This is a genomic window from Myxococcus sp. RHSTA-1-4 (genome assembly GCF_020037125.1).
Taxonomy (GTDB): Bacteria; Myxococcota; Myxococcia; order Myxococcales; family Myxococcaceae; genus Myxococcus.
Genome location: NZ_JAIQDG010000012.1, coordinates 187,238 through 209,307 on the forward strand (window position 1 = coordinate 187,238; position 22,070 = coordinate 209,307).

At 71.3% G+C, this 22,070-nt stretch carries 17 protein-coding genes; 13 read left to right on the forward strand and 4 right to left on the reverse strand.

Features of this window, described 5'->3' with window-relative positions:
- The first annotated feature begins 8 nt into the window (after positions 1-8).
- The 10 genes from K8638_RS18520 to K8638_RS18565 all read left to right on the forward strand — a co-directional run bounded on the left by K8638_RS18520 (position 9) and on the right by K8638_RS18565 (position 13,761).
- Positions 9-200 (forward strand): hypothetical protein, encoded by a 192-nt coding sequence (locus K8638_RS18520; protein ID WP_223755870.1) that lies wholly within the window; start codon positions 9-11, stop codon positions 198-200.
- A gap of 35 nt (positions 201-235) precedes the next feature.
- Entirely contained in the window at positions 236-991 is a 756-nt protein-coding gene (locus K8638_RS18525; RefSeq protein WP_223755871.1) for a hypothetical protein, read from the forward strand.
- A gap of 28 nt (positions 992-1,019) precedes the next feature.
- On the forward strand, positions 1,020-2,261 hold the full coding sequence (gene fes / locus K8638_RS18530) for an enterochelin esterase (protein ID WP_223755872.1): 1,242 nt from the start codon (positions 1,020-1,022) through the stop codon (positions 2,259-2,261).
- Between the two features lies 1 nt (position 2,262).
- On the forward strand, positions 2,263-3,453 hold the full coding sequence (locus K8638_RS45240) for an HlyD family efflux transporter periplasmic adaptor subunit (protein ID WP_223755873.1): 1,191 nt from the start codon (positions 2,263-2,265) through the stop codon (positions 3,451-3,453).
- Complete coding sequence (locus K8638_RS18540; RefSeq protein WP_223755874.1) at positions 3,450-6,203, forward strand: ATP-binding cassette domain-containing protein; 2,754 nt, start codon at positions 3,450-3,452, stop codon at positions 6,201-6,203. Before K8638_RS45240 ends, K8638_RS18540 begins: the two co-directional genes overlap by 4 nt.
- A complete protein-coding gene (locus K8638_RS18545; protein ID WP_223755875.1) occupies positions 6,200-8,380 on the forward strand; it encodes an ATP-binding cassette domain-containing protein in 2,181 nt (726 codons plus the stop codon). The genes K8638_RS18540 and K8638_RS18545 overlap by 4 nt, the downstream gene beginning before the upstream one ends.
- 11 nt (positions 8,381-8,391) lie before the next feature.
- A complete protein-coding gene (locus tag K8638_RS18550; protein ID WP_223755876.1) occupies positions 8,392-9,588 on the forward strand; it encodes a cupin domain-containing protein in 1,197 nt (398 codons plus the stop codon).
- Positions 9,589-9,848: 260 nt separating this feature from the next.
- Positions 9,849-10,919 (forward strand): hypothetical protein, encoded by a 1,071-nt coding sequence (locus tag K8638_RS18555; RefSeq protein ID WP_223755877.1) that lies wholly within the window; start codon positions 9,849-9,851, stop codon positions 10,917-10,919.
- Positions 10,916-11,659 carry a hypothetical protein gene (locus tag K8638_RS18560; protein ID WP_223755878.1) on the forward strand — a complete coding sequence of 248 codons (744 nt, stop codon included), beginning with the start codon at positions 10,916-10,918 and terminating at the stop codon, positions 11,657-11,659. The genes K8638_RS18555 and K8638_RS18560 overlap by 4 nt, the downstream gene beginning before the upstream one ends.
- A gap of 92 nt (positions 11,660-11,751) precedes the next feature.
- The gene (locus K8638_RS18565; RefSeq protein ID WP_223755879.1) at positions 11,752-13,761 is read left to right on the forward strand and encodes a sulfatase-like hydrolase/transferase; all 2,010 of its coding nucleotides are present in this window, start codon (positions 11,752-11,754) and stop codon (positions 13,759-13,761) included.
- A gap of 214 nt (positions 13,762-13,975) precedes the next feature.
- On the opposite strand, the gene K8638_RS18570 is transcribed toward K8638_RS18565, so the two are convergent.
- On the reverse strand, positions 13,976-14,872 hold the full coding sequence (locus K8638_RS18570) for an MBL fold metallo-hydrolase (protein ID WP_223755880.1): 897 nt from the start codon (positions 14,870-14,872) through the stop codon (positions 13,976-13,978).
- A gap of 154 nt (positions 14,873-15,026) precedes the next feature.
- Here K8638_RS18570 and K8638_RS18575 point away from each other — a divergent pair, with 154 nt between their 5' ends.
- The 3 genes from K8638_RS18575 to K8638_RS18585 all read left to right on the forward strand — a co-directional run bounded on the left by K8638_RS18575 (position 15,027) and on the right by K8638_RS18585 (position 18,050).
- On the forward strand, positions 15,027-16,550 hold the full coding sequence (locus K8638_RS18575; RefSeq protein WP_223755881.1) for a hypothetical protein: 1,524 nt from the start codon (positions 15,027-15,029) through the stop codon (positions 16,548-16,550).
- 200 nt (positions 16,551-16,750) lie between these two features.
- On the forward strand, positions 16,751-17,266 hold the full coding sequence (locus tag K8638_RS18580; RefSeq protein ID WP_223755882.1) for a DUF3060 domain-containing protein: 516 nt from the start codon (positions 16,751-16,753) through the stop codon (positions 17,264-17,266).
- 304 nt (positions 17,267-17,570) lie between these two features.
- On the forward strand, positions 17,571-18,050 hold the full coding sequence (locus tag K8638_RS18585) for a ferritin-like domain-containing protein (protein WP_223755883.1): 480 nt from the start codon (positions 17,571-17,573) through the stop codon (positions 18,048-18,050).
- Between the two features lie 123 nt (positions 18,051-18,173).
- Here K8638_RS18585 and K8638_RS18590 read toward each other — a convergent pair whose 3' ends face one another.
- The 3 genes from K8638_RS18590 to K8638_RS18600 are packed head-to-tail and all read right to left on the reverse strand — an operon-like array spanning position 18,174 to position 22,045.
- Positions 18,174-19,661 (reverse strand): DUF4340 domain-containing protein, encoded by a 1,488-nt coding sequence (locus K8638_RS18590; RefSeq protein ID WP_223755884.1) that lies wholly within the window; start codon positions 19,659-19,661, stop codon positions 18,174-18,176.
- A gap of 21 nt (positions 19,662-19,682) precedes the next feature.
- Positions 19,683-21,317 carry a GldG family protein gene (locus K8638_RS18595; RefSeq protein ID WP_223755885.1) on the reverse strand — a complete coding sequence of 545 codons (1,635 nt, stop codon included), beginning with the start codon at positions 21,315-21,317 and terminating at the stop codon, positions 19,683-19,685.
- A gap of 8 nt (positions 21,318-21,325) precedes the next feature.
- Positions 21,326-22,045 (reverse strand): ABC transporter permease subunit, encoded by a 720-nt coding sequence (locus K8638_RS18600; RefSeq protein WP_223755886.1) that lies wholly within the window; start codon positions 22,043-22,045, stop codon positions 21,326-21,328.
- Positions 22,046-22,070: the final 25 nt, after the last annotated feature.

Here is a 22,070-nt window from a genome sequence, read left to right on the forward strand (position 1 = left end):
TCACCAGCATGCAGCGCACCACCGAGTCGTCGCAGATCTCCTTCGAGCTGAAGGACAGCCAGCTCAAGTCCATCGAGCAGTCGCGCCAGTCGTCCAACGGCAAGCTGACCATCAAGACCGCCGTCCGCGCCGGCGCGTCCACGGGGTTCGACTGCATCTACTTCGCGCGCAACGCCCCGTTCGCGCCTGAGCACCTGTAACCCGGCCCCGTGAGAGAGACAGGGAGGATGTGTCCATGAATGTCGTTGCTGAAGTCACCCTGGAAGCGCTCAAGCAGCATCAGCTCGGGCCGCTGGAGCGTTATAGCGAATGCCTCAGGAACACCTTCGAGGCACATCCTCCCCCTTTCAGCGTCGCCTGGTACGGCGACCAGTTCCGGGAGATGGCGAGAGACCGCGAGTGGTTCGCGAACATCATCGTGGGCAATGCGTCCACCGAGGGCTGGGGCTCCGGAAAGCTCTGGTACCTCGCGGGGAAGACCCACGAGGAGCACGTCTCGGTCCTCATCCAGCAGCACGCGATGGATGAGGCGCGCCACTCCCGGATGTACTCGAGCATGGTGGAGCGCATCTTCCCCGGCACGGTGGGCGATGCGCTCCGGAGCGAGCTCAAGACGCTCGCGCCCATCTACCGCGCCGACGACAAGCCGGAGCGGCTGCCGCCCTACTCCTACCAGGCCATCCTGGACAACCTGCTCCAGATGAACGTGGCCGAAATCCGCACCATGGTGAACCAGATGCTGGCGCGCCCGGTGCTGCTGACGTACTGCCCGGAGGAGTCGAAAGAGCGCCTCACGCGGATGCTCGACCGGCTCATGTGGGACGAGACGCGGCACGTGGGCTACACGGCGCGGCTCATCGACGAAGCGCTGGCCACCGGGGACGGAGACTTCATCCGCGACATCGCTCCCACCCGCATCGTCCAGCTCAACGAGCTGACCCTGGAAGAGGTCGGCCGCGCCAGGACGGACCCGCAGACGGCGTTCGCCTGAGCGCCATCGTCATCCGGGGGGATTCACCTTGAGCCGACCTGCCATCAGCCCGCGCATCTCCGAGCTCCGCCGTCACGTCGAGGCGGGCGACACCACCGCCGCCGAGTCCTTCTGGCGGCGGCTCACCCGAGAGGGAACGCCGCTGCTCGAAGAGGAGGAGGGAGACCGGGAGCACCTGCTGCTGACCCTGGTCTTCCGGGCGGAGGAGCCGGTGCGCGGCGTGGTGGTCGTGCCGGGGCTGGAGTCCATCTGGCAGCCTGAACACAACCGGCTGGTGCCGGTGCCGGGGACGAGCCTGTGGCACCGCACCTGGCGGGTGAGGCGGGACCTTCGCACCACCTACTGCTTCTCACCCGACGAGCCGCTCCGCGCCCTCCATGAGATGAGCGCCGAAGAAGAGACCCGGTACCTCGAGGAGCGAATGAAGGTCTGGCGCCCGGACGCGCTCAATCCCCGCCGGTTCTCGCCCCACCCTTCGCTTCCGCCCATGTCCGTCATCGAGCTGCCGGAGGCGCCGGGACGGCACTGGACGGTGCGGCGGCCGGACGTTCCCCGGGGCCGGCTCGACGAGGGCGTGTACCAGGACGCGCGCTCGGGCCGCGAGCGCACCTTCTGGCTGTACCGGCCCGCGAGCGGCTCCGTGGCGGAAGACGCGCCGCTCCTGGTGCTCTGTGACGGCGCGGGCCACCTGGAGCTCGGCGTGACGGACGTTCTCGACAACCTCATCGCCGGCCGCCACATCCCGCCGCTGGTCTGCGTCCTGCTGCACCACTCGGACCGCAACGTCGAGCTGCCGTGCAACGACGCGTTCGTGGAGGAAGTGGCGGCGGAGCTGCTGCCGCTGGTGCGGAGCGAGCTCCGGCTTCGCGCCGCCCCCGCCCGGACGGTGATGGGCGGCTGGAGCTTCGGAGGGCTCGCGGCGGCGTACGCCGGGCTGCGCCACCCGGAGGTCTTCGGCAACGTGCTGTCGCAGTCCGGCTCCTTCTGGTGGGCGCCGGGGGGCGCGGAGGAGCATGAGTGGCTCACCGGCCAGTTCGCCCGCGCTCCACGCAGCGGAGTCCGCTTCCATCTCAACGTCGGGCTGCTGGAGCGCGGCCCGTCTCCGGGAAACAGCCCGAGCCAGCTCGTCGCCAACCGGCACCTGCGAGACGTCCTGCGGGCGAAGGGACACGAGGTCATCTACCGCGAGCTCAACGGTGGCCACGACTACCTCGGCTGGATGGCGGGGCTGGCGGACGGGCTGATGTCCCTGCTTGGACGGGAGGTGTGACGTGCCGGCGAACTTCTCCCACTCCCTGCGTGCCCTCGACGAGGATGGCTTTCGACGGCCCGGGTGGGCCCTCGCGCTGGTGGCGCTCCTGACCTGCACCTGGCTCGTGTGGCTCGTGTGCTCGCGAGTCACCGTGTACGAGGTCTCCGAGAACGCCCGGCTCGAGGTGGACAAGGCCGTCTTTCCCGTGGAGGCCCAGGTGGACGGCCGCGTCATCACGAGCCGCCTGGACATCGGCCGGCACGTGGAGAAGGGCGAGGTGCTCCTGGAGCTCGATTCGAGCGGACAACGCCTCAAGCTCCAGGAGGAGCAGGCACGCCTGGAGACGCTGCTCCCTCAAGTGGACACGCTGCGCAGCGAGCTGGAGGCCCAGCGGAGCGCGCTGGGGGCGAGCCGGCTGGCCTCGGGCGCGAAGCTGAGCGAGGCACGCGCCCGGCAGCGTGAGGCGCGGGCCGCGCTGTCCTTCGCCGCGGAGGAGCAACAGCGGCTCGAGCCACTCCTGAAGAAGCAGGCCATCGGCGAGCTGGAGTACCTCCGCGTGAAGTCCGAGCACGAGAAGCGGCGGGCCTCGCTGGAGGCCCTCGAGCAGGAGGCCGGCCGGCTCCAGTCGGAGCGCCTGAACCAGCAGAGTGAGGGCCTGGCCCAGGTGGCACGGCTCGAGCGGGAGCTGGCCGCCATGGAGGGACAGATCACCACCTCCAAGGCGCGCATCGCGTCCCTCACCCACGAGCTGGAGCAGTTCGTCCTGCGTGCGCCCGCGAGCGGCCAGGTGGGCGAGGTGGCGAGGCTCCAGCCCGGCTCGGAGGTGGGGCGCGGGGACAAGCTGGCGGTGCTGATTCCGCCCGGCCAGCTCCGCATCGTGGCCGACTTCGCCCCCTCCGACGCGCTGGGGCGCATCCGTCCCGGACAGACGGCGCGGCTGCGGCTCCAGGGCTTCCCGTGGGCGGAGTACGGCACCCTCACGGCCACGGTCAGCACGCTCGCGTCGGAGGCGCGGGACGGAAAGGTCCGGGTGGAGTGCCAGCTCCGGCCCGGCAGCAGCCCCCACATTCCGCGGCAGCACGGCCTGCCCGGCACGCTGGAGGTCGCGGTGGATGACCTCTCGCCGGCGACGCTGATTCTCCGCGCGGCGGGACAGCGGCTGGGCGCCGCTTCGCGTCCGCCCGCCGCGGCGCGGGGAGGCGCGTCATGATTCGCCTTCGCCCCACGGACGGCCGCCGGCGCCTCGCTCCAGAGGTCATCCAGTCCTCCTGGATGGACTGCGGCCCCGCGGCCCTCAAGTGCCTGCTCGAAGGCTTCGGCATTCCGGTCAGCTACGGCCGGCTTCGCGAGGCGTGCCAGACGGATGTCGATGGAACGTCCATCGACACGCTGGAAGAGGTGGCGCGGCGGTGCGGACTCGAAGCCGAGCAGACGCTCGTCCCCGCCGACCACCTGCTGGAGCCGGCCGCGGGGACGCTGCCCGCCGTCGTGGTGGTGCAGCTCCCGAGCGGCGCCACCCACTTCGTGGTGGTGTGGCGGCGGCACGGCAGGCTCGTGCAGGTGATGGACCCCAGCCGGGGACGCCGCTGGGTGCCGCTGCGGTCCTTCATCGGCGAGCTCTACCTCCACACCACCGCCCTTCCCGCTTCCGTCTGGAGGGACTGGGCGGGCTCCGCGACCTCGCTCGCCGTGCTCCGGGGCCAACTCCGGGACCTCGGGTTGAGTGACGAGGAGATTGACGGACACCAGCGTGTCGCGCTGGCGGATTGCGGGTGGCACTCGCTCGCGGCGCTGGAGGCCACGCGGAAGATGGTCGGCTACCTCGTGCGGTCCGGTGGGCTGTCGGCGGGACGCCCCGCCGCCCGGGCCGTGGACACGTTCTTCACTCAGGCCCTGCGGGAGCCGCCGTTCGGGCCCGTCACCGTGGCGCCCCCCTACTGGCCGGTCATTCCCCTCCCGGGCGAAGAGGAAGAGGAGCCGCGGCTCGTCTTCCGCGGCGCCGTCGTCGTTCACACGGCCGGACGGCGGCAGACCTCCCGGCCGGAGGAGACCACCGCCGAGACTTCGCCGCCCCAAGCGGACCTGCCTCCCGAGCTCGCCGCCGCGCTGGCCGAGCCTCCGCCCCGGCCCGGACACGAGCTGCTGCGGATGTTGCGCGCCGATGGCCTGCTCGCGCCCGCCGCGCTCATCGCCGGCCTCGCGCTGGCCGCCTTCGGCACCCTCGGAGAGGCGCTCCTCCTCCGTGGGCTGCTCGAGGTCAGCGGCCGGCTCAGCCTGGTATCCCAGTGGCTCGAAGCCCTGCTGGCGCTCTGCTTCTTCCTCTCCCTCTGCCTGGGGTTGGACCTGCTGAATGGCCTGTCCATGCGGCGGCTGGGACGGAGGCTCGAGGTCCGCTTCCGGATGGCCTTCCTCGAAAAGCTCCCGAGGATGCACGACCGCTACTTCAGCAGCCGGCCCCACTCGGACATGGCCGAGCGCTGCCACAGCCTGCACCGGCTGCGCCTGTTGCCCGGGCTGGGAGGCCAGCTCGTCCTCAGCGCCTTCGAGCTGCTCCTGACCACCGCGGGCCTCATCCTGCTCGACCCCGCCGCCGCCCCGCTGGCCGTGGGCCTCATGCTGGTGGCACTCCTCGCGCCGCTCGCCCTCCAGCCGGTGCTCGCCGAGCGCGAGCTGCGGGTGCGCAGCCATGGCGCCATGCTCTCGCGGTTCTACCTCGACGCGCTGCTCGGCCTCGTCTCGGTGCGCGCGCACGGCGCGGAGCGCGCGCTCCGCCGCGAGCACGAGGGACACGTCGTGGAGTGGGCACGCTCGGGCGTGGCCATGCAGCGGGTGTCGGTGGTGGCGGAGGGCCTGCTGGCGCTGGCCGGGCTGGGACTCGCGGTGGCGCTCGTCTTCGGGCACCTGGCGAGGACCGCCTCGCTGAGCAGCTCCCTGCTGTTCCTGTACTGGACGCTCAACCTGCCGATGCTGGGACAGAAGCTGGCTCAGCTCGCGCGGCAGTACCCGCTGCACCGGAACGTCACCCTCCGCCTGCTGGAGCCGCTCGGCGCGTTGGACGATGCACACGCCCCCGCGAACACACCGGGCCTCACTCACGCGGAGCGCCGGGAGCCGGGCGTGGCCGTGGACTTCCAGCAGGTGGCGGTCCGCGCGGGCGGGCACTCGGTGCTCCAGGACGTGGACCTCTCCATCGCCCCGGGCTCCCACGTGGCCATCGTGGGTCCCTCCGGCGCCGGCAAGTCCAGCCTGGCCGGGCTGCTGGTCGGCTGGCAGCGCGTCTCCGAGGGGACGCTGCGCGTCGACGGTGTCCCCCTCGACGGTGCCGGACTGGAGCGGCTCCGGAGGGAGACCGCCTGGGTGGACCCGTCCGTGCACCTCTGGAACCGCTCCTTCCTGGACAACCTCACCTACGGCGCCGCGTCGGAGCTGCCCACGTCGCTCAGTCCGGTCATCGCGACGGCGGACCTGCTGTCCGTGCTGGAGACCCTGCCGGATGGGCTCCAGACGGCGCTGGGTGAAGGGGGCGCACGAGTCTCCGGCGGAGAAGGCCAGCGCATGCGCTTCGGCCGCGCCCTGCTCCGGCCCGGCGTCCGGCTGGCCCTCCTCGACGAGCCCTTCCGGGGACTGGACCGGGTGAAGCGCCACGAGCTGCTGGAGCGGGCCCGCCGGCTGTGGGCGGACGCGACGATGCTGTGCATCACCCACGACGTGGCCGAGACGCGAGGCTTCGACCGGGTGCTGGTGGTGGAGGCCGGCCGCGTGGTCGAGCACGGCGAGCCCGCCGAGCTGGCCGCCATGCCGGGCTCCCGGTACCGGGCCCTGCTGGAGGCCGAGGCCCAGGCGAAGGCCGAGGTCTGGTCCGGCGCCGGGTGGACCCGCATCCGGATGGAGGACGGCCTCATCGAGACCGCGCCGCGAGAGCGGCCGGAGCAGGAGTGGCCAAAGGAGGCCGTGGGATGACACCTGCCCTGTCAACACTCGCATGGCCCGCCGCCAGGCTGGGGGAGGCCCTCCAGCGGCTCGCCCATCACAGCGGGATGCCGGGCCGGCCCGTCTCGCGGATGCCCGTCCCCGACGCGCCGCTGCGCCGTGGCGAGCACCCCATCGGTCCCTGGATTGAGTCCGCCGCCACCTTCCTGGGCTTCGAGGCGGAGCCCATCGGGACGCGCTACGCGGAGCTGCCCCACCTGCTGCGCCGGGCCGGGCCGGCACTGGTGCGGCTGCCCGGAGAGGGCGAGCCGGAGGTGCTGGTGCTGCTGGGAGCGCGCCGGGGCCGGCTGCGCGTGCTGACGCCGCTCTCGCGAGTGGAATCCATTGAATGGAAATCGCTGCACGGCGCGCTCTGCCAGGAGCTCGAGACGCCCCTGCGGCCCTCCGTGGACGCACTGCTCGAACAGGCCCAGGTCCCCGCCCGCCGCCGCGACCAGGTCCGGACGCTGCTCCTGGGCGAGCGGCTGGGCACGCTGTGGCTCGACGTGGGCTGGTTGCTGCGACTCCCGCCCGGACGGGCCTTCCGCACGCAGCTCCAGCAGGCCCGAATCCCCGGCCAGCTCGCGCTGCTCATCGCGGCTCACGTCACGCAGTACACGTTGGGCCTGCTGGCCTGGTGGCTCATCGGCAAGGGCCTGCTGATGGGCCGGGTGGACCGGGGCTGGCTCCTCGCCTGGGCGATGCTGCTGCTCACCCAGGTGCCGGTGCAGATGCTGGCGCAGTGGCTGTCCGCGCGGCTGAGCATCCGGGGCGGAGGTCTGCTGAAGCAACGCCTGCTCGCCGGAGCGCTGCGCATGGACGTGGAGCAGGTCCGCGGCCAGGGGGCGGGCCAGCTCCTGGGGCGTGTGCTCGAAGCCGAGGCGTTCGAGACGCTGGCGCTGAATGGCGGGCTGGCGGGGCTCCTCGCGCTGATTGAGCTGCTCTTCGCCGGGGTGGTGCTGGCGGTCGGAGCGGGTCCGGTGCCGGCCCTGCTGCTGCTCGGGTGGACCGCGCTCACCCTGGTGGGCGGCTGGCGCTGCATCCAGTCCCGCCAGCGCTGGAACGCCTCGCGTGTGAGCATGACCAACGACCTCATCGAGCGCATGGTGGGCCACCGCACCCGCCTGGCGCAGGAGTCCCGGGAGCGCTGGCACGAGGGTGAGGACGAGGCGCTCGAACACTACCAGCGCGTCTCGGAGCACCTGGACCGGCGCGAGGTGCTGCTCACCGGCCTGATGCCGCGAGGCTGGCTGCTGCTGGGCGTCCTCGGGCTGTCGCTCTCGCTCGCGCTCGGAAACGGCTCCCCGGTGGCGCTCGCGGTGGGCGTGGGCGGGGTGTTGCTGGCGTACCGCGCCTTCAGCCGGCTGGTGGTGGGCCTGTCCGCCCTCGCGGAGTCGGGCAGCGCCTGGAAGCAGCTCGCCGGGCTCTTCCACGCCGCGAGCCGGACGGAAGAGGCCGCCCTGCCGGTGCTGTCCGCTCCGCTGCCCGCCCGTGTCGAGGCACGGGAAGGAAACACCGTCCCCCTGCGCCCCGGCATGGCCTCACGCGCGGAGCCGGAGGTGCTGCTCGAAGCGCAGAACCTGGTCTTCCGCTACCAGGAGCGGGGCGAGCCCGTGCTGCGCGGCTGCGACCTGCGCGTCCACCGGGGCGAGCACCTCCTCCTCGAAGGGCCGTCCGGAGGAGGCAAGTCCACCCTGGGCGCGCTGCTGGCCGGACTGCGCCAGCCCCAGGCGGGCCTGCTGCTGCTGCACGGGCTCGACCGGCGCACACTCGGGCCCGACCGCTGGAGGAACGGCGTCGTCGCCGCGCCCCAGTTCCATGAGAACCATGTGTTCTCCGGCACGCTCGCGTTCAACCTGCTGATGAGCCGCGAGTGGCCGCCGCGTCCGGAGGACCTCGAGCTGGCGACGGCCATCTGCCAGGAGCTGGGGCTGGGAGAGCTCCTGGAGCGGATGCCGGCCGGCATCATGCAAATCGTCGGAGAGACGGGCTGGCAGCTCTCGCACGGAGAGCGCAGCCGCCTCTTCATCGCCCGGGCGCTGATTCAACAGGCGGACCTCCTGGTGCTGGACGAGAGCTTCGCCGCGCTCGACCCCGAGACGCTGCGCCGCTGCTACCAGTGCGTCGCGGCCCGGGTCCCCAGCCTCCTGGTCATTGCCCATCCGTGAGGAGCCACATCATGTCCGACCTCGACCGCGTCATCTCCAGGCTGCTCGACCCCATCTCCCTGCCCACCTTCATGGAGGCGTACTGGGAGAAGGAGCCGCTCCACCTCCAGCGCCACGCCCCCGGCCACTACTCCGGGTTGTTTGGATTGGACGAGGTCGAGCAGTACCTCTTCGCCGTCAAGCCGCGCGGAAACGAGCTGCGGCTGGTGGCCCGCGGAAAACCAGACATCGTCTTCCACGAGCATGAGGAGGCTCCGCCCCAGGTGGTGTACCAGGCCTTCCGCGAGGGCTACACCCTCAACCTCAATGGAGTGCACCGGCACTGGCCCGCGGTGCACGCGCTCGTGGATGCCGTGCAGCGCCGCTTCCGGTGCTACGCCAATGGCAACGCATACATCACCGGCCCGGAATCGCAGGGCTTCGGCACCCACCATGACGGCCACGACGTCCTCGTGCTGCAGACGTCCGGCCGGAAGCGGTGGCGCCTGTACGCGGTGCAGGAGGAGCTGCCGCTCGAAGGCAGCAAGACGCCACCGCGTGGAGAGGCCCATGGCTGGGGAGCCCCCGTACGGGAACTCGAGCTGTCGGCGGGGGACCTGCTGTACCTGCCGAGGGGCGTTCCGCACTCGGCGGTGACCGGGGACTGCTGCTCCGTCCACCTGTCGATTGGGCTCCGGCCGGTGCTCATGGAGGCGGTGCTCTCCGCGCTCGTCCGCACCGTGGTCCAGCGGCATGTCCACTGGCGCCGCTCGGTGGCGCCCGCCGGCGCCCGAGGCGCGCGACAGGCGCCCTCGCTCCAGGCCATCGCCGCGCGGCTGTCGGAGGACCTCGGCGCACTGGGCCCGCTCGAGCCGCTGCTGGAAAGCCTGGAGGAACAACTCCTGAAGCCGGACGAGGTGGTGGGCCTGGGGCCGGGGGGCTACCTGAGCTCCCTGGAGCACCTCGGCGCGCTGCGTCCGGACAGCGAGCTGGAATGCCGGCCGGGGCACTCCGGCGTGCTCACCCGGAGCGGTGACGAGGTGAGCCTGAGCTTCAACGGCGGCTCCCTGGTGGCGCCGGCCTTCTGCGAGCCCGCGCTGCGGTACGTCCTGGAGCAATCCCGATTCCGGATTCGGGATTTGCCAGCGACGTTGACCGAGGAGGCCCGGGTGACCTTGTGCCGCCGCCTCGTCCAGGAGGGGCTGCTGCGGGCCACGCGAGCCGCATGAAACAACCAGACCTCGAGGCTTTCTCCGTATGAATTTCGTGCGCGGCTCGCGGACGGGACCTGTCACGGCACAGGCCACGTCCACCCATCAGCCCGGGAGAGGTCGCGCGCGAACCCGTACACAACGAGGGAGGCAGCTTGAGGGAGCATCACGCCCAGGCACGGGTCCGCCCGTCGCCCGAGACATCGTGGCATTCCAAGGCCCGTGACCTCCGAGCGGAACCGCTGGACCGCCTCGACGCGGAGCGCGGGCGGGAGCTGGTGAAACAAGCACTCCTCCCCGCGACGCGCACCGACGGCGCCCTGGTGGAGGAGATATGGCGGCTCTTCATCGACTCGGGCTACTTCGAACTGGCCGGCAGGTCGGTGGCGTGGTTCGAGTCACGGCGCGCGAGCTTCATCGAGCTGGGGCGGCGAGCCCCGGAGCTGTCCCGGCTCCTGTGCCAGGCCGCGTGGACGTCCGAGCGGGGCGTGGAAGCGACCTTCTCCGTCATGAAGCCGTACCGCTCCCTGTGGCTGACTCACCAGCTCGCCAAACGTCAGGGCGGCTCCCGGTTCGAGCGCGTGCCGGGGCAGATGCTGCGGGACCTCTACACGTGCATGGTGGCGCACGCCCAGGGCGACCCCGGCTTCCGGTGGCTGGCGGCCTACATCGAATCGACGGTGCCCTTCATCCACCGCGCGCACGTCGGCTTCGTCGAGCGGATGGCCGGCACGGGCCGCGTGCTCCTGCGTCCGCTGAGGATGCTCGACGTCACCTGCGACGCGCCGAGCGGCCAGGACGCGCGGGGGCTGGAGGTCGGTCCCGCGACGGCCGGTGAGCGGGCCCTGCTCGCGGAGGAGATTTCCCGCACCCGCCCCGCCTGCTACGTCGAGGCCCTGGACCTGGGCCCCGAGGCCCTGGACCTGGAGGAGGCGGCCCGGCCGTGGCGTGCCGCGGGGCTGGAGCGCGAGCGGCACGTGGTGGTGGCGCGCCGCGGGAGGACACCCGTGGCGGCGGCGGTGCTGGAGGTGGGGCCGCTGGGAACGAACCCCTTCCGCCTGCTGGATTCCGCGCGCCTGTTCCCACTCTCCGCCGGAGGGCGCGAAGCCTATCCGGCGCTGCTGGACGCCGCGCGCCGCTGGTACGCCCGCCGGGGCCGCGACGGCTTCGTCTTCCTGAGCGAGGAGGACGGTGACGCCGAGGCGGCCCGCCTGCGGGACGAGGCCCCGGAGGCGAAGCCGTACCTGTGGGTCATCCCCTCCGACCTCGCCCCCGGGTTCCTGGAGCACATCCACGAGCAGACGGTGAGCCGTCTGCCCACCGCCAACACCGAGAAGGAGCCGTCATGAGCCTGATGAAGACGCAGTACCTGCCGCACGCCCTGGAGACCCGCGCACGCCTCGACACGGAGCCCGTGGTGCGCACGCTGCTGGCGCCGGACATCTCTCCGGCCCTGCTGGAGCGCTTCCTCATCGAGTGGTCCGCGCGAGGGGCGTACATGACGGAGCCGGTGGAGGGCTGGATTCGCGGCGCGGGCGAGCGCTGCATCGCGCTGGGGCAGGCGAGGCTCGGCCGGGCGCTCATCACCCACGCGAGGCACGAGGCCGGCCACCACCTGATGACCATCGAGGACGCGCGGGTGCTGGTGCACCGGTGGAATGCGCGCTACGCGCAGCAGCTCGACGCGGACGCCCTGGTGGCCCAGGCGCCCACGGAGGCCATGCGCCAGTACCGGCAGGTGCATGACGAGGCCATCCACGGCGACCTGCCGCTCGGCCAGGCCGCCATCGAGTACGAGGTCGGCTACCTGGCGGTGGTGCTGGTGCCCCGCATCCTGGCGCAGGTGAAGAAGGTGCTCGGCCAGCAGACGCTGGACCAGCTCTCCTTCCTCAACGAGCACGCCGCCGTGGACGTGGGCCATACGGCGCTGAACGAGCGGATGATGGAGGAGGTGCTCGTCACCCGTCCCGAGGTGGCCCCCCGCCTGGCGGCGTTCGGCTCGCGCGGGCTGGACTGCTACCTGCGCTTCCTCGCGGACTGCCTGAGCGCGTCCCAGGGCACGTGGCGCCTGCTCGGCGTGGCCGCCTGAAGTTCACGGAGGCTGGGCCTGGCGAGTCAGTACGGCATAGGCTCGCCGGGCGCCGTCCGGTTCGAGCCGCCTCAACCAGGAGCCTCCGAAGCATGTCGCGCCACCAGCCCCCGAAGCCTCCCCGCAACCTCCTGGTCCTCATGGTGGACCAGATGCGCTTCCCCCGCTTCCCCTACGGCCCGGAGTGGGGCTTCGCCGAGCCCCTCAAGGAGCTGCTCGGCTTTCAGCCCCTGCGCGAGGACAACCCCTATGCCTCGCGGTTCCCCGGCTTCGTGAAGCTGCGGCGCAACGGCGTCGTGCTGCGCAACCACACCATCGCCACGTCGGCCTGCATCCCCAGCCGCGCCGCACTGATGACGGGCCAGTACGGCACGCGGACGGGCGTCACCCAGACGGACGGCGTCTTCAAGAGCGGAGACGCCGCCGCCTTCCCCTGGCTTCGGCCCGACGGCATCCCCACGCTGGGCCACTGGTTCCGGGCCGCCGGCTTCCGCACCCACTACTTCGGCAAGTGGCACGTCTCGAACCCGCCGGAGCACTCGCTGGCGCGCTACGGCTTCGAGGACTGGGAGTTGAGCTACCCCGAGCCGCACGGCTCCAGCCCCAACAACCTGGCCTTCTACCGGGACCACGGCTTCGCCGACCTCGCCTGCACCTTCCTGCGCCGCAAGGCGCTGGCCCTCGAGGTCGACCGGGTCCAGTCCAACGCCACCGCGAGGGCGCCCCTCCAGCAGCCCCCGCCCTCCGAGCAGGCCCCGTGGATGGCGGTGGTGTCCTTCGCCAACCCCCACGACATCGCCACCTACCCGGCCCTGCCGCGCACCCTCGACCCGGACGCCCCCAAGGTGGGCCCGCTGCCCATCCCCGCGAAGGGCACGCTGTCCACGCCGCCGTCGGGAGGCACCTTCCGCTTCCCGCTCAACCCCGGCGGCCTGGACGCCACGTGCGCCCGGCCGCCGCCTCCCGCCGCGCAGGCGCTCGGCCCCGACAAGCCGGCGTGCCAGCGGGACTACGCCTACAAGGTGGGGCTCGCGCTCGCGTCGAGGACGGGAATGGGCGCGCTCAAGCAGCTGCAGGCCGCGGGCAAGCAGCCCGACAACCCCGAGGCCGCCGCGCTTGCGTTCACCCTCGCCTCCAACATCCCCTTCCAGCTCTCGGTGGACCCGGAGGCCTCGGTCGCCGCCTTCGTCCAGTACTACGCCTGGCTGCACCAGGTCGTGGACCAGCACATCAACCGCGTGCTGAACACGCTCGAGGAGGTGGGGCTGCACGAGGACACCCTGGTCGTCTTCATGTCCGACCACGGCGAGTACGGCGGCGCCCACGGGATGATGATTGAGAAGTGGCACGCGGCCTACCAGGAGGCGCTGCACGTGCCGGTGGTGTTCCGCCACCCGTCTCTCAACTCGGACCCGGCGCCCCGGCAGGTCGATGCGCTCACCAGCCACGTGGACCTGGCGCCGACGCTCCTGGGGCTCATGGGCGTCCAGGGGGAGACGCTGGACAAGGCCCGCGAGGAGCTGCGCCTGCACCGCGTCGTCCCCCCGTTCGTGGGCGCCGACCTGGGCCCGGTGGTGAAGGGCGAGACGCAGGTCGTGCGCGAGCCGGATGGCTCGGAGCGCGAGGGCGTGCTCTTCGCCACGGACGATGAAATCACCGAGCCGCTGCCGGCGGATGGAGACCCGCACTCCGTCCAGGACGTGGAGAACTACGCCTTCTACTGCAAGGTGGTGGACCTGCTGCGCACCGGTGAGCGCGGCGCGCTGCCCGCGTCCGTGCCGGTGCCCCACGTCCCCGAGCTGGCGCCGGGCCCGGTGCGCCAGCCGAACCACGTGCGCTGCGTGCGCAGCGGCACCTGGAAGCTGTCGCGCTACTTCGACCCGAGCGGCGTCGAGTCCGACCAGTGGGAGCTGTACGACCTGGAGACGGACCCGCTGGAGGCCCACAACCTGCTCGCCGTGAATGGCCCCTTCCCCGAGCCGGCGCCAACGGTGCCGGCCTCGCGCAGGGACGCCGTCGCACAGAAGGCCACGGCGCTTGGCGCCCTGCTCGCGCGCTACGAACGGGAGAAGCTGGCGCCCTGGCCGTCACGCCACGGGTGAGGTGACGGCCCGCGCGCTACGAACGGGAGAAGCTGGCGCCCTGGCCGTCACGCCACGGGTGAGGTGACGGCCCGCGCGCGACGAGCGGGAGAAGCGGGCGCCCTGCCCTGCCCGTCACGCCATGGGTGAAGTGTCCACCCGCTCCCCGCCGTGCGCCTTCTCCCCGGGCGCGGCCCGGGGAGCCCCGCCGGGCGGGGAGGAGACACGGCCCACGTCAGGCGCGAGGCAGCGGGATGCCCGCCTCGTCCGTGGGGCCGAAGATGTTGACGGGCATGTGCAGGTAGCGATTGCCGTTGGCGTGGGGCCGGGGCAGGCGGCCGGCATCCACGTTCACCTGCACGCTGGGCAGCAGCAGCCGCGGCGCCTTCAGCGTGGCGTCGCGCGTGGTGCGGAAGCGCACGTACTCCTCCTTCGAGGTGGAGGCCTTGAGCTGCGAGTTGCCCTGCTTCGAGGCGCCGATGGTCGTCTCGAAGCGCAGGGGACGGCCCTCGGGCTGGTAGTCATGGCCCACGAAGACGCGCGTGGCGTCCGGCAGCGAGTACAGCCGGTCGTGCACCGAGTGGTACAGGTCCGTCGCGCTGCCCCGGGGGAAGTCGCACCGGCCAGTGCCGGAGTCCTCCATGAAGAGCGCGTCCCCGGTGAAGACCGCATCACCGATGAGGTAGCTGACGCAGGCGGGGGTATGGCCCGGCGTGGCGATGACGCGGATGCGCAGGGCTCCGGCCTGGAACTCCTCCCCGTCGGCCAGCAGCCGGTCGAACTGGCTCCCGTCGGTGGGGACGTCCGCCGGAAGGTCGAAGAGCGCCTGGAAGGTGGCCTGTACCTCCCGGATGCGCTCACCGATGGCCACCGGCGCACCAAAGCGGCGCTTGAGGAACTGGGAGCCGGACAGATGGTCGGCGTGGGCGTGCGTCTCCAGCACATAGCGGAGCTTCAGCCGCTCGCGCTCCAGGAAGGCGGCCACCGCCTCGACCGACCCGGTGGACGTCTGTGAAGAGGCCGGGTCGTAGTCCAGCACCGGGTCGATGACCACCGCGTCGCCAGTGGCCGGCTCATACACCACGTAAGTCAGGGTAAAGGTCTGCGGGTCGAAGAAATGCTGGATGCGCATGGGGTGGCTCCTTCGTGGAAGGCCTGTGCAACGTAGGAGTCGGGACCGCGGAAAAAGGATTCACCCGGCCGCTCTCCGACGGGCAATTCCCGAGCAGAACACAAGGGCACTCCGTCATTGAACGACGAAACCGGCGCCTGTACATGCTGGCCGGATGACGAGCGTCAGCGATAGCGGCATTCAGTTTCCCTCCACCCCGGACGGGCGGCGCAGCACCACCGAGACGGCGCGGGCCGTCTTCGAGGCGGCCTTCGAGGCCACGGGCGCCGAGGCCTCACGAGAGCTGCGCGCGGAGCGGCGGTGGCGTGAGCGCTATCCCCACTACGTCCGTCAACTGGTGGAGCGCTCGCTCGAGAGCCCCGAGAATGCCATCACCATCGCGCGCGCCGGCCTCGACGCGACGCGGCGTGCGTTCCAGTTCTGGCGCGACGGGCAGCCCTTCACGATTGACGGAGCCATGGCCTCCCCCTCGGCGGAGGGCTTCCGCACCGCCACGCTCGAAGGCAGAGACCGCACGGCGCCCGCGACGTGGGAGGTGCCGTACCGGGGGCAGACGCTCTCCGGAGACACGCTCCTGCGGCAGTTGGACCAGTGGGAGCGCGCGGGCGTGATGGAGCCCTCGCACGCCGAGGCGCTCCGCCAGGTGCAGCGCAACCCGGAGTGGCTGGACCTCTCCGACCGGACGCTGGTGCTGCTCGGAGCGGCCTCGGAGGCGGGCCCGTACCCCTGGCTCATGCGCTGGCGCGCGAATGTGGCCGCGGTGGACCTGCGGCGCCCGCGCGTGTGGCAGCGCCTCGTGGAGCTCGCGGCCACGGGCAACGGCCGGCTCCTCGCGCCCGTCGCCACCACCGCGCCCGCGGGGGACGGCCCCGAGCACGTGCGCGCCGAGGCGGGCGCGGACCTGCTCACCCAGGCGCCGGAAATCGCCGCCTGGCTGAAGTCACTTCCCGGGGACCTGGACATCGCCTCCCTCGCCTACCTCGACGGCGAGCGGCACGTGCGCGTGTCGGTGGCGATGGACGCCATCGTCACCACGCTCGGTGAGGCGCGGCCCGGCACGTCGCTGGCGTACATGGCGACGCCGACGGACGTGTTCGCCGTGCCCGAGGAAGTCTGCCGCGCGGCGGCCGAGCGCTATGGGAAGCGGGCGGCGCTCGGGCGCGCGGCCCAGGCCACCCTGCGCGGCGTGAGCCGCGGCGCCCTGTTCCAGCCGAACACCAGCCGCATCATCGAGAGCAGCAACGGCCAGCGCTACGGCACGGTCGACTGCATCATCCTCCAGCAGGGCCCCAACTACGCGCTGGCCAAGCGGCTCCAGCAGTGGCGCGCCATCGCCACCCGCGCGGCGGGGCAGCGCGTGTCCATCAACGTCGCGCCGTCCACCGCCACGCACTCGGTAGTGAAGAACCCGCTGCTGGCCGCGGGCTTCCGAGGCGCCTCCTCCTTCGGCGTCGAAATCTTCGAGCCCGCCACCACCAACGCGCTCATGGCCGCGCTGTGGGTGCACGACCTGCGCAACCCGGCGGCGCTCTCCAACCCCCAGGTGCCGCTGCGCCACCCGCTGGAGCTCATCATGCAGGGCGCCAATCACGGCGGAATGTGGAGGCTCCCGTACCTGCCGCGCTCGGTGCTGCCGCTGGCGGCGCTCGCCGGCTTCACCCGGCGCACCATGTACTGAGCAGGAGCCCTTCTTGGGGCCCCAACAGCCGGGGCGCGAGGGCTCGTGGGGGGGCTGGCGCTCCCGGTGCGCGTAGCACTATGAGACATCGCGACCTGTCTGCTGGTGGATGGATTGAATGGGAAGCCGCCCACGGCGTCGATGGGTCCAGCCGGCGCGGAGACATGGGTCAGTCCGCACCGCATCAGGGGAATCAACATATGAGCAAGAAGCTGGGCGCAGCAGTGTTCGTGGTGATGGCGTGTGTCTTGGGTCCGATGACCGCCGGTGCGCAGGGCCCCACCTCGGTGAAGGTGGGCAGGGACGGCAGCGTCAAGGTGCGCACGGGTGACACGGAGGTGAACACCCAGGATGGCAACGCCGACGTGCGGACCGGCGACACCACCGTGCAGGCGCAGGGCGGCGACGTGGAGCCCGCGTCCGACGAGGCGGACGAGGGCACCATCGAAGTCACCGGCTCCGGAGAGACCTCCACGCACCGCTGCACGCCGAGCACCGAGGTGCAGGTCACCGGCGCGTCCAACACCGTCACCCTGACCGGTGAGTGCAAGAGCATCACCGTGAGCGGCTCCGGCAACAACGTGAAGGCGGAGGCCGTTCGCGCCATCACCGTGGAGGGCACGGCCAACACCGTCACCTACAAGCGCGGGCACGGCAAGTCGAAGCCGAAGGTCACCCGCACCGGCGTGAACAACAAGGTCACCCAGGTGAAGTAGCCGCCGTCGAAGTCCCGCGCGCCCGTCCCCTCAGGAGATGGGCGCCGTGGGTGGCTCCCGGCCGGGCCCCGTGGCTGAGCCCCGGCCGGAAGTAGCCCCGCGGCACGGGCATCAGCCGCTCGCTGGAAGCCGGGCATCGAGCGCGCGGCTCCCCGGTGGGAGGGCGGCCTGGCGAGCCATCGCCCCCCGAGCGTCTCCGAAGGCAGCCTGTCCCCGGAGGCCGGTGGTGTGCGCCTTCCGAGGTGCCGACCTTTTCTCGCGGCGCCCGGAAGGACCTCCGGCGTCAACGCGGGAGATACACCTCATGGCACAGCAAACGGACTCTCAGCTCCTCTCCACCCTCAAGGACCTGCTGCACATCGACCTGGATGCCATCGCCCTCTACGACGCGGTGCTGAAGACCCTCCGGTCTCCGCAGATAGAGCAGTCGCTGATGGAGTTCCGCTCCGACCACCTGCGCCATGTCCGGGAGCTCAATGACTGCATTGAGGCGCTGGGTGGCAAGCGGGAGCAGCCCCGGGGCAGCGTCGAGAGCTGCGAGCGCCACGGCTTCACGCCCATCCGCTCCCAGATGAGCATCGAGGAGCTCATCACCGCCACGGTGGACGGCGAGCAGATCACCAACCGGGCCTACGAGCGGGCGCTGAAGGAGAACTGGGATGCCAGGACACGCGCCCTCCTCGACCGCAACTTCGCCGACGAGCAGCGCCACCTGCTCTGGGTGCTGACGGCTTCGCGCTCGCGGCTCTGGGAGCAGGAGGCGGCGCCGCCCTCGGGCCCTTGAGCGGCGCGAGCGCTGGCGCCCCCCCAAGCCTCTCAGCGGCAGGCCGGAGCTCCGGTAGATGCGCCGCGATGAGCGGGTCATTGGTGTCGTCGTCCGCGAACACCTGGACCACCGGTGACTCGCTCACTGCGCCGCGCGGAGCTGGGCCTCCAGCTTCTGCCTCACCTCGGGCGGAAGCGATTCGAGCCCCTGAATCCCCCCGGCCCCGGCGAAGCTCGGCCGCGGGCGGCGCTTGAACAGCCCGACGCCCTCGGCCAGCCGCGCCCGCACGCCGTCTCCCACCGCGTACGTGAGCGCGTCCACCGAGCTCCGGGCGTAGAGCTCCTTTCCGCCGCTCGCCGCCCCCGGCACCTCCCTGCCCAGGCGCAGCGTGTGGACAGGCTCGCCCTCCACGCTCACCTCCACGAGCGCGGCCGGTGAGGCGAGTCCCGCCTGCCCGTCCGGGATTTGCCCCTCGACGAGGCGGGTTCCGCGAAGCCCCTTCAGCCACGCGAGCTGCGCGTCCACCTGCGACGGCTCGAACTCGAAGCCCTCCGGGAGCTTCTTCGGCTCGGAGAGCTTCCACTCCGCGCCCTCCTTCACCACGACGACCGGCGCGCCCCCGGCCTGGAGCTTCAGCCTGGTGACTTTCGACGGCTCGAAACGGAACAGGCCCAGGTCCCGGAAGTCCGCGAGGCGCTTGCGAAGCTGCGAGGCGGCGTACACCGGGAGCTGGTACACCTGCGCGTCGCCCTCCACCCGGGCCGCCACGGCCCCCGCGCCATCCTTCGCCTCGGGCTCCCGCCCCAGGTGCACCACGACCTTCCTTCCATCCTTGAGCCGCGCCTCCACGGTGTCGTGCGCGTCGGCGAGCCCCGTCGCGGAATCCGCCGCGGCCTCCCCTTCGAGGAAGTCCTGCGCGTACAGGCCTGAGAGCTGCTGGGCGAGCTGCTGCGCCGCCTGCGAGCTGAACCGGAACCCGGCGGGCGCCGGCGTCCCCTCCGCGAGGCTCCACTCCCCCGGGCCCGTCCCCGCCTTCAACGTCACACTCTCGCCATCCCTGGAGCGGACGACGAGCTCGGAGAGGTCCTCCACCTTCAGCGCCACGAGCTGACGCTTCCGCCAGTCCTTGACCTCCTTGCGCACCGTCCAGTCCAGCCGTCCCCGATGCGCGAAGACGTCGTTTCCGCCCGCCTCGCGCAGGTACACCCCGCCATTCCTGGCGGTCTTCCCGAGCACCAGCTCCACCGTGGGACCGCCGTCCTGGAGGACCTTGAGCTTCAGCCCCTTCGCGTCATCCAGCTCGTACTCCGCCAGCCGCTCGGCCCGGTCGGTGACGAAGTCGGGGTGCTTCACCTCCCCCAGCGCGTCGAGGACGGCGGTCACCAGGCCCTCATCCGCCGCGTACTTCGCATCCGGCTTCCCGGGGTCCATCACCTTCCACCCCTCGGCCTCCTTGCGCAGGGTGGCGCTGCGGGCCCCCGTCAGCTCCAGCGCCGTGACGCGGGCCTTCTCCACCTTCGGCGACTCCAGCTTGCGGACTCCCACGCTGACCCGTGGCTCGCGGGTGGCGAACACGAGCACGAGCAGCACCGCGAACGCGCCAAGGGCGATGAGCGTTCCTCTCTTCATGGCTCTTCCTCCGCTCGAGCTTCAGACGGTGACGGTGGCCCGCCGCGCCTCCCGCATCCGCCAGCGGACGAGCCCGAAGGCGACGAGCGCGAAGGGGATTCCAAAGGCATTGCCGAACTTGGCGGCGTTGCGCGCCGTGGCGCTCAGCTCCTGCCGGAGCGGTGCCTCCGCCATTCCACGGGTCCGCATCTCCAGGAGCGCGGGGTCCAGCAGCAGCCAGTCCGCGACGTTCAGCAACAGCGCCTGGTTGGGCCGGCCCATGAAGTCATCCCACAGCGCCGCCGAGCCGCCCGCGACGATGACGCGCGACTCTCCCTTGCTCTCCGCGAGCACGGGCGTACCGCTGGCCGTGCTGGCCTGCGCCTCCGCCGCGAAGTGGCTCTTCAGCTTCCCGCTCACCTGCACCATGAGCGGGTGCGGGCCGTCCGGGGTGACGGTCTCCGAGCGCCAGTCCCGCCGCGGGTCGATGTTGTACGGCTTGCCCTCCAGCCAGCTCTTCCGCGAGGACTTCGCGAGCACCGTCGCCTGGGCGCCCTCCGGCGCGGTGGCGGTGACCGCCGTGCTGAACGGCAGGCTTACGCCCGACAGGCCCCGGGTGACGGGGCTGTCCCCTTCCAGCCGCTCCAGCATGGGGATGAACGGGTACGGCACCGGCATGGAGACGAGCATGAAGCCGCGGCGCTCCTGGATGTTGAGCTGCGCCGACTCCACGTCCGCCACCAGCCTGTCGCCCACCTGGATGCCCCAGGCCGCCAGCAGCGGCCCGAGCCCATGCGTGGCCTCGCTCGGCTCGAAGGTCTTCAGGTCCACCTGCACGGAGTCGAGGAAGAACGCCACGCTCTTCCCCTCCATCACGAACTGGTCGATGGCCTTCACCTCGGCCGGCTGGAAGGCCGTCTTCGGTCCGACGACGAGCAGCGCGTCCACGTCCGCGTCCACACGCTCCTTCCCGGAGAGGTCCACCGGACGGACCTCGTATTGCTGGCTGAGCAGCGTCTGCACGGCGGTGAGCTTCTCGCGGAGCGAGGGCGCGTCGTGCCCCTGCACCACCCCGAGCACCGGCGTCTTCGGGCGCGTCAGCTTGCGCACCAGCGTGGTGAGGTCGTACTCCAGCGTGCGGACGTCCTGGACGACGGGGATGACCTCCTTCTTCTCCTGATGCTTGATGACGATGCCCATGTAGGCGCGCTTCGTCTGCATCTGGTCATCCTCGATGACGCGAATCTCCACGGGCTGGACGCCCTCTTGCGCCAGCTCCCGCTCCACCGAGGTGGGCTCACGGAAGACGCGGCCGAAGATGTCGCGCTTCATCTCCTTCTTCGCTTCCTGGTCCTCGGCCGTCTCCTGCGTCATGGGGTCCAGGAACTCGAAGGAGAGCCGGCCCCTGGAGGCGGCACGGAACTCCTCGAGCAGGTCGCGCACGTAGCGCGCGTTGCTGGAATACGGAGGCGGCAGGTCGTCCGTGAAGTACGCGGTGACGGTGACGGGGTCCTCGAGCTTCTCCATCGTCTCCCGCGAGGACTGGGCCAGCGTGTAGATTTCGTCCCGGGTCGCGTCGAAGCGGCCGAACGTGCGCAGCCCCAGGACGTTGAGCAGCACCAGGCAGCCGACGATGGCCGCCAGGAAGATGTTCGCGTTGGTGGAACCGGGTTTCATCGTCAACCTCACTGACGGACGTTGCCCAGGGTGCGCGTGGTCAGCGCCAGCCCCACGGCCGTGAGCGACAGGTAGAAGAGGACGTCTCGCGTATCCAGCACGCCGCGCGCGATGTTGGCGAAGTGGTAGTCCACCGAGAGGTACTGGAGCAGCTCACCGGCGGACTCCGGCAGCACCATCGCGAACTTGTCGATGAAGTAGAAGGCGAAGCACAGCAGCAGCCCGATGATGAAGCCGACAATCTGGTTCCGGCTGAGCGCGCTCGCCCAGAGCCCCAGCGCCAGGAAGCTGGACGCCATCAGCAGCAGGCCCAGGTAGCCCATCACCACCGGGCCCCAGTCGAACCGCGCGCCCTCGGCGGTGAGGCCCGCCACGGTGAGCGGATAGGGCAGCGTCCACAGCAGGCCCACCGCGACCATGCCCAGCGCCGCGAGGAACTTGCCCGCCACCACCTCCCAGTCCCGCAGGGGCATGCTGAGCAGCAGCTCCAGCGTCCCGCTCTTCCGCTCCTCCGCCAATAGCCGCATCGTCACCGCTGGCGCGAAGACGACGAACAGCACGGGGGCGATGCCGAAGAACGCCCGCAGCGAGGCCTCACCGGCCACGAAGACGGTGCTGAAGTACAACCATCCCGCCACGACCAGGAAGACGCCGATGACGATGTATGCGACGGGAGAGTTGAAGAAACTCCTGAACTCACGCCTGGCGACGGCCAGTGTCGTTCCCATTCTCCACCTCGTTTTTCGAATGCCT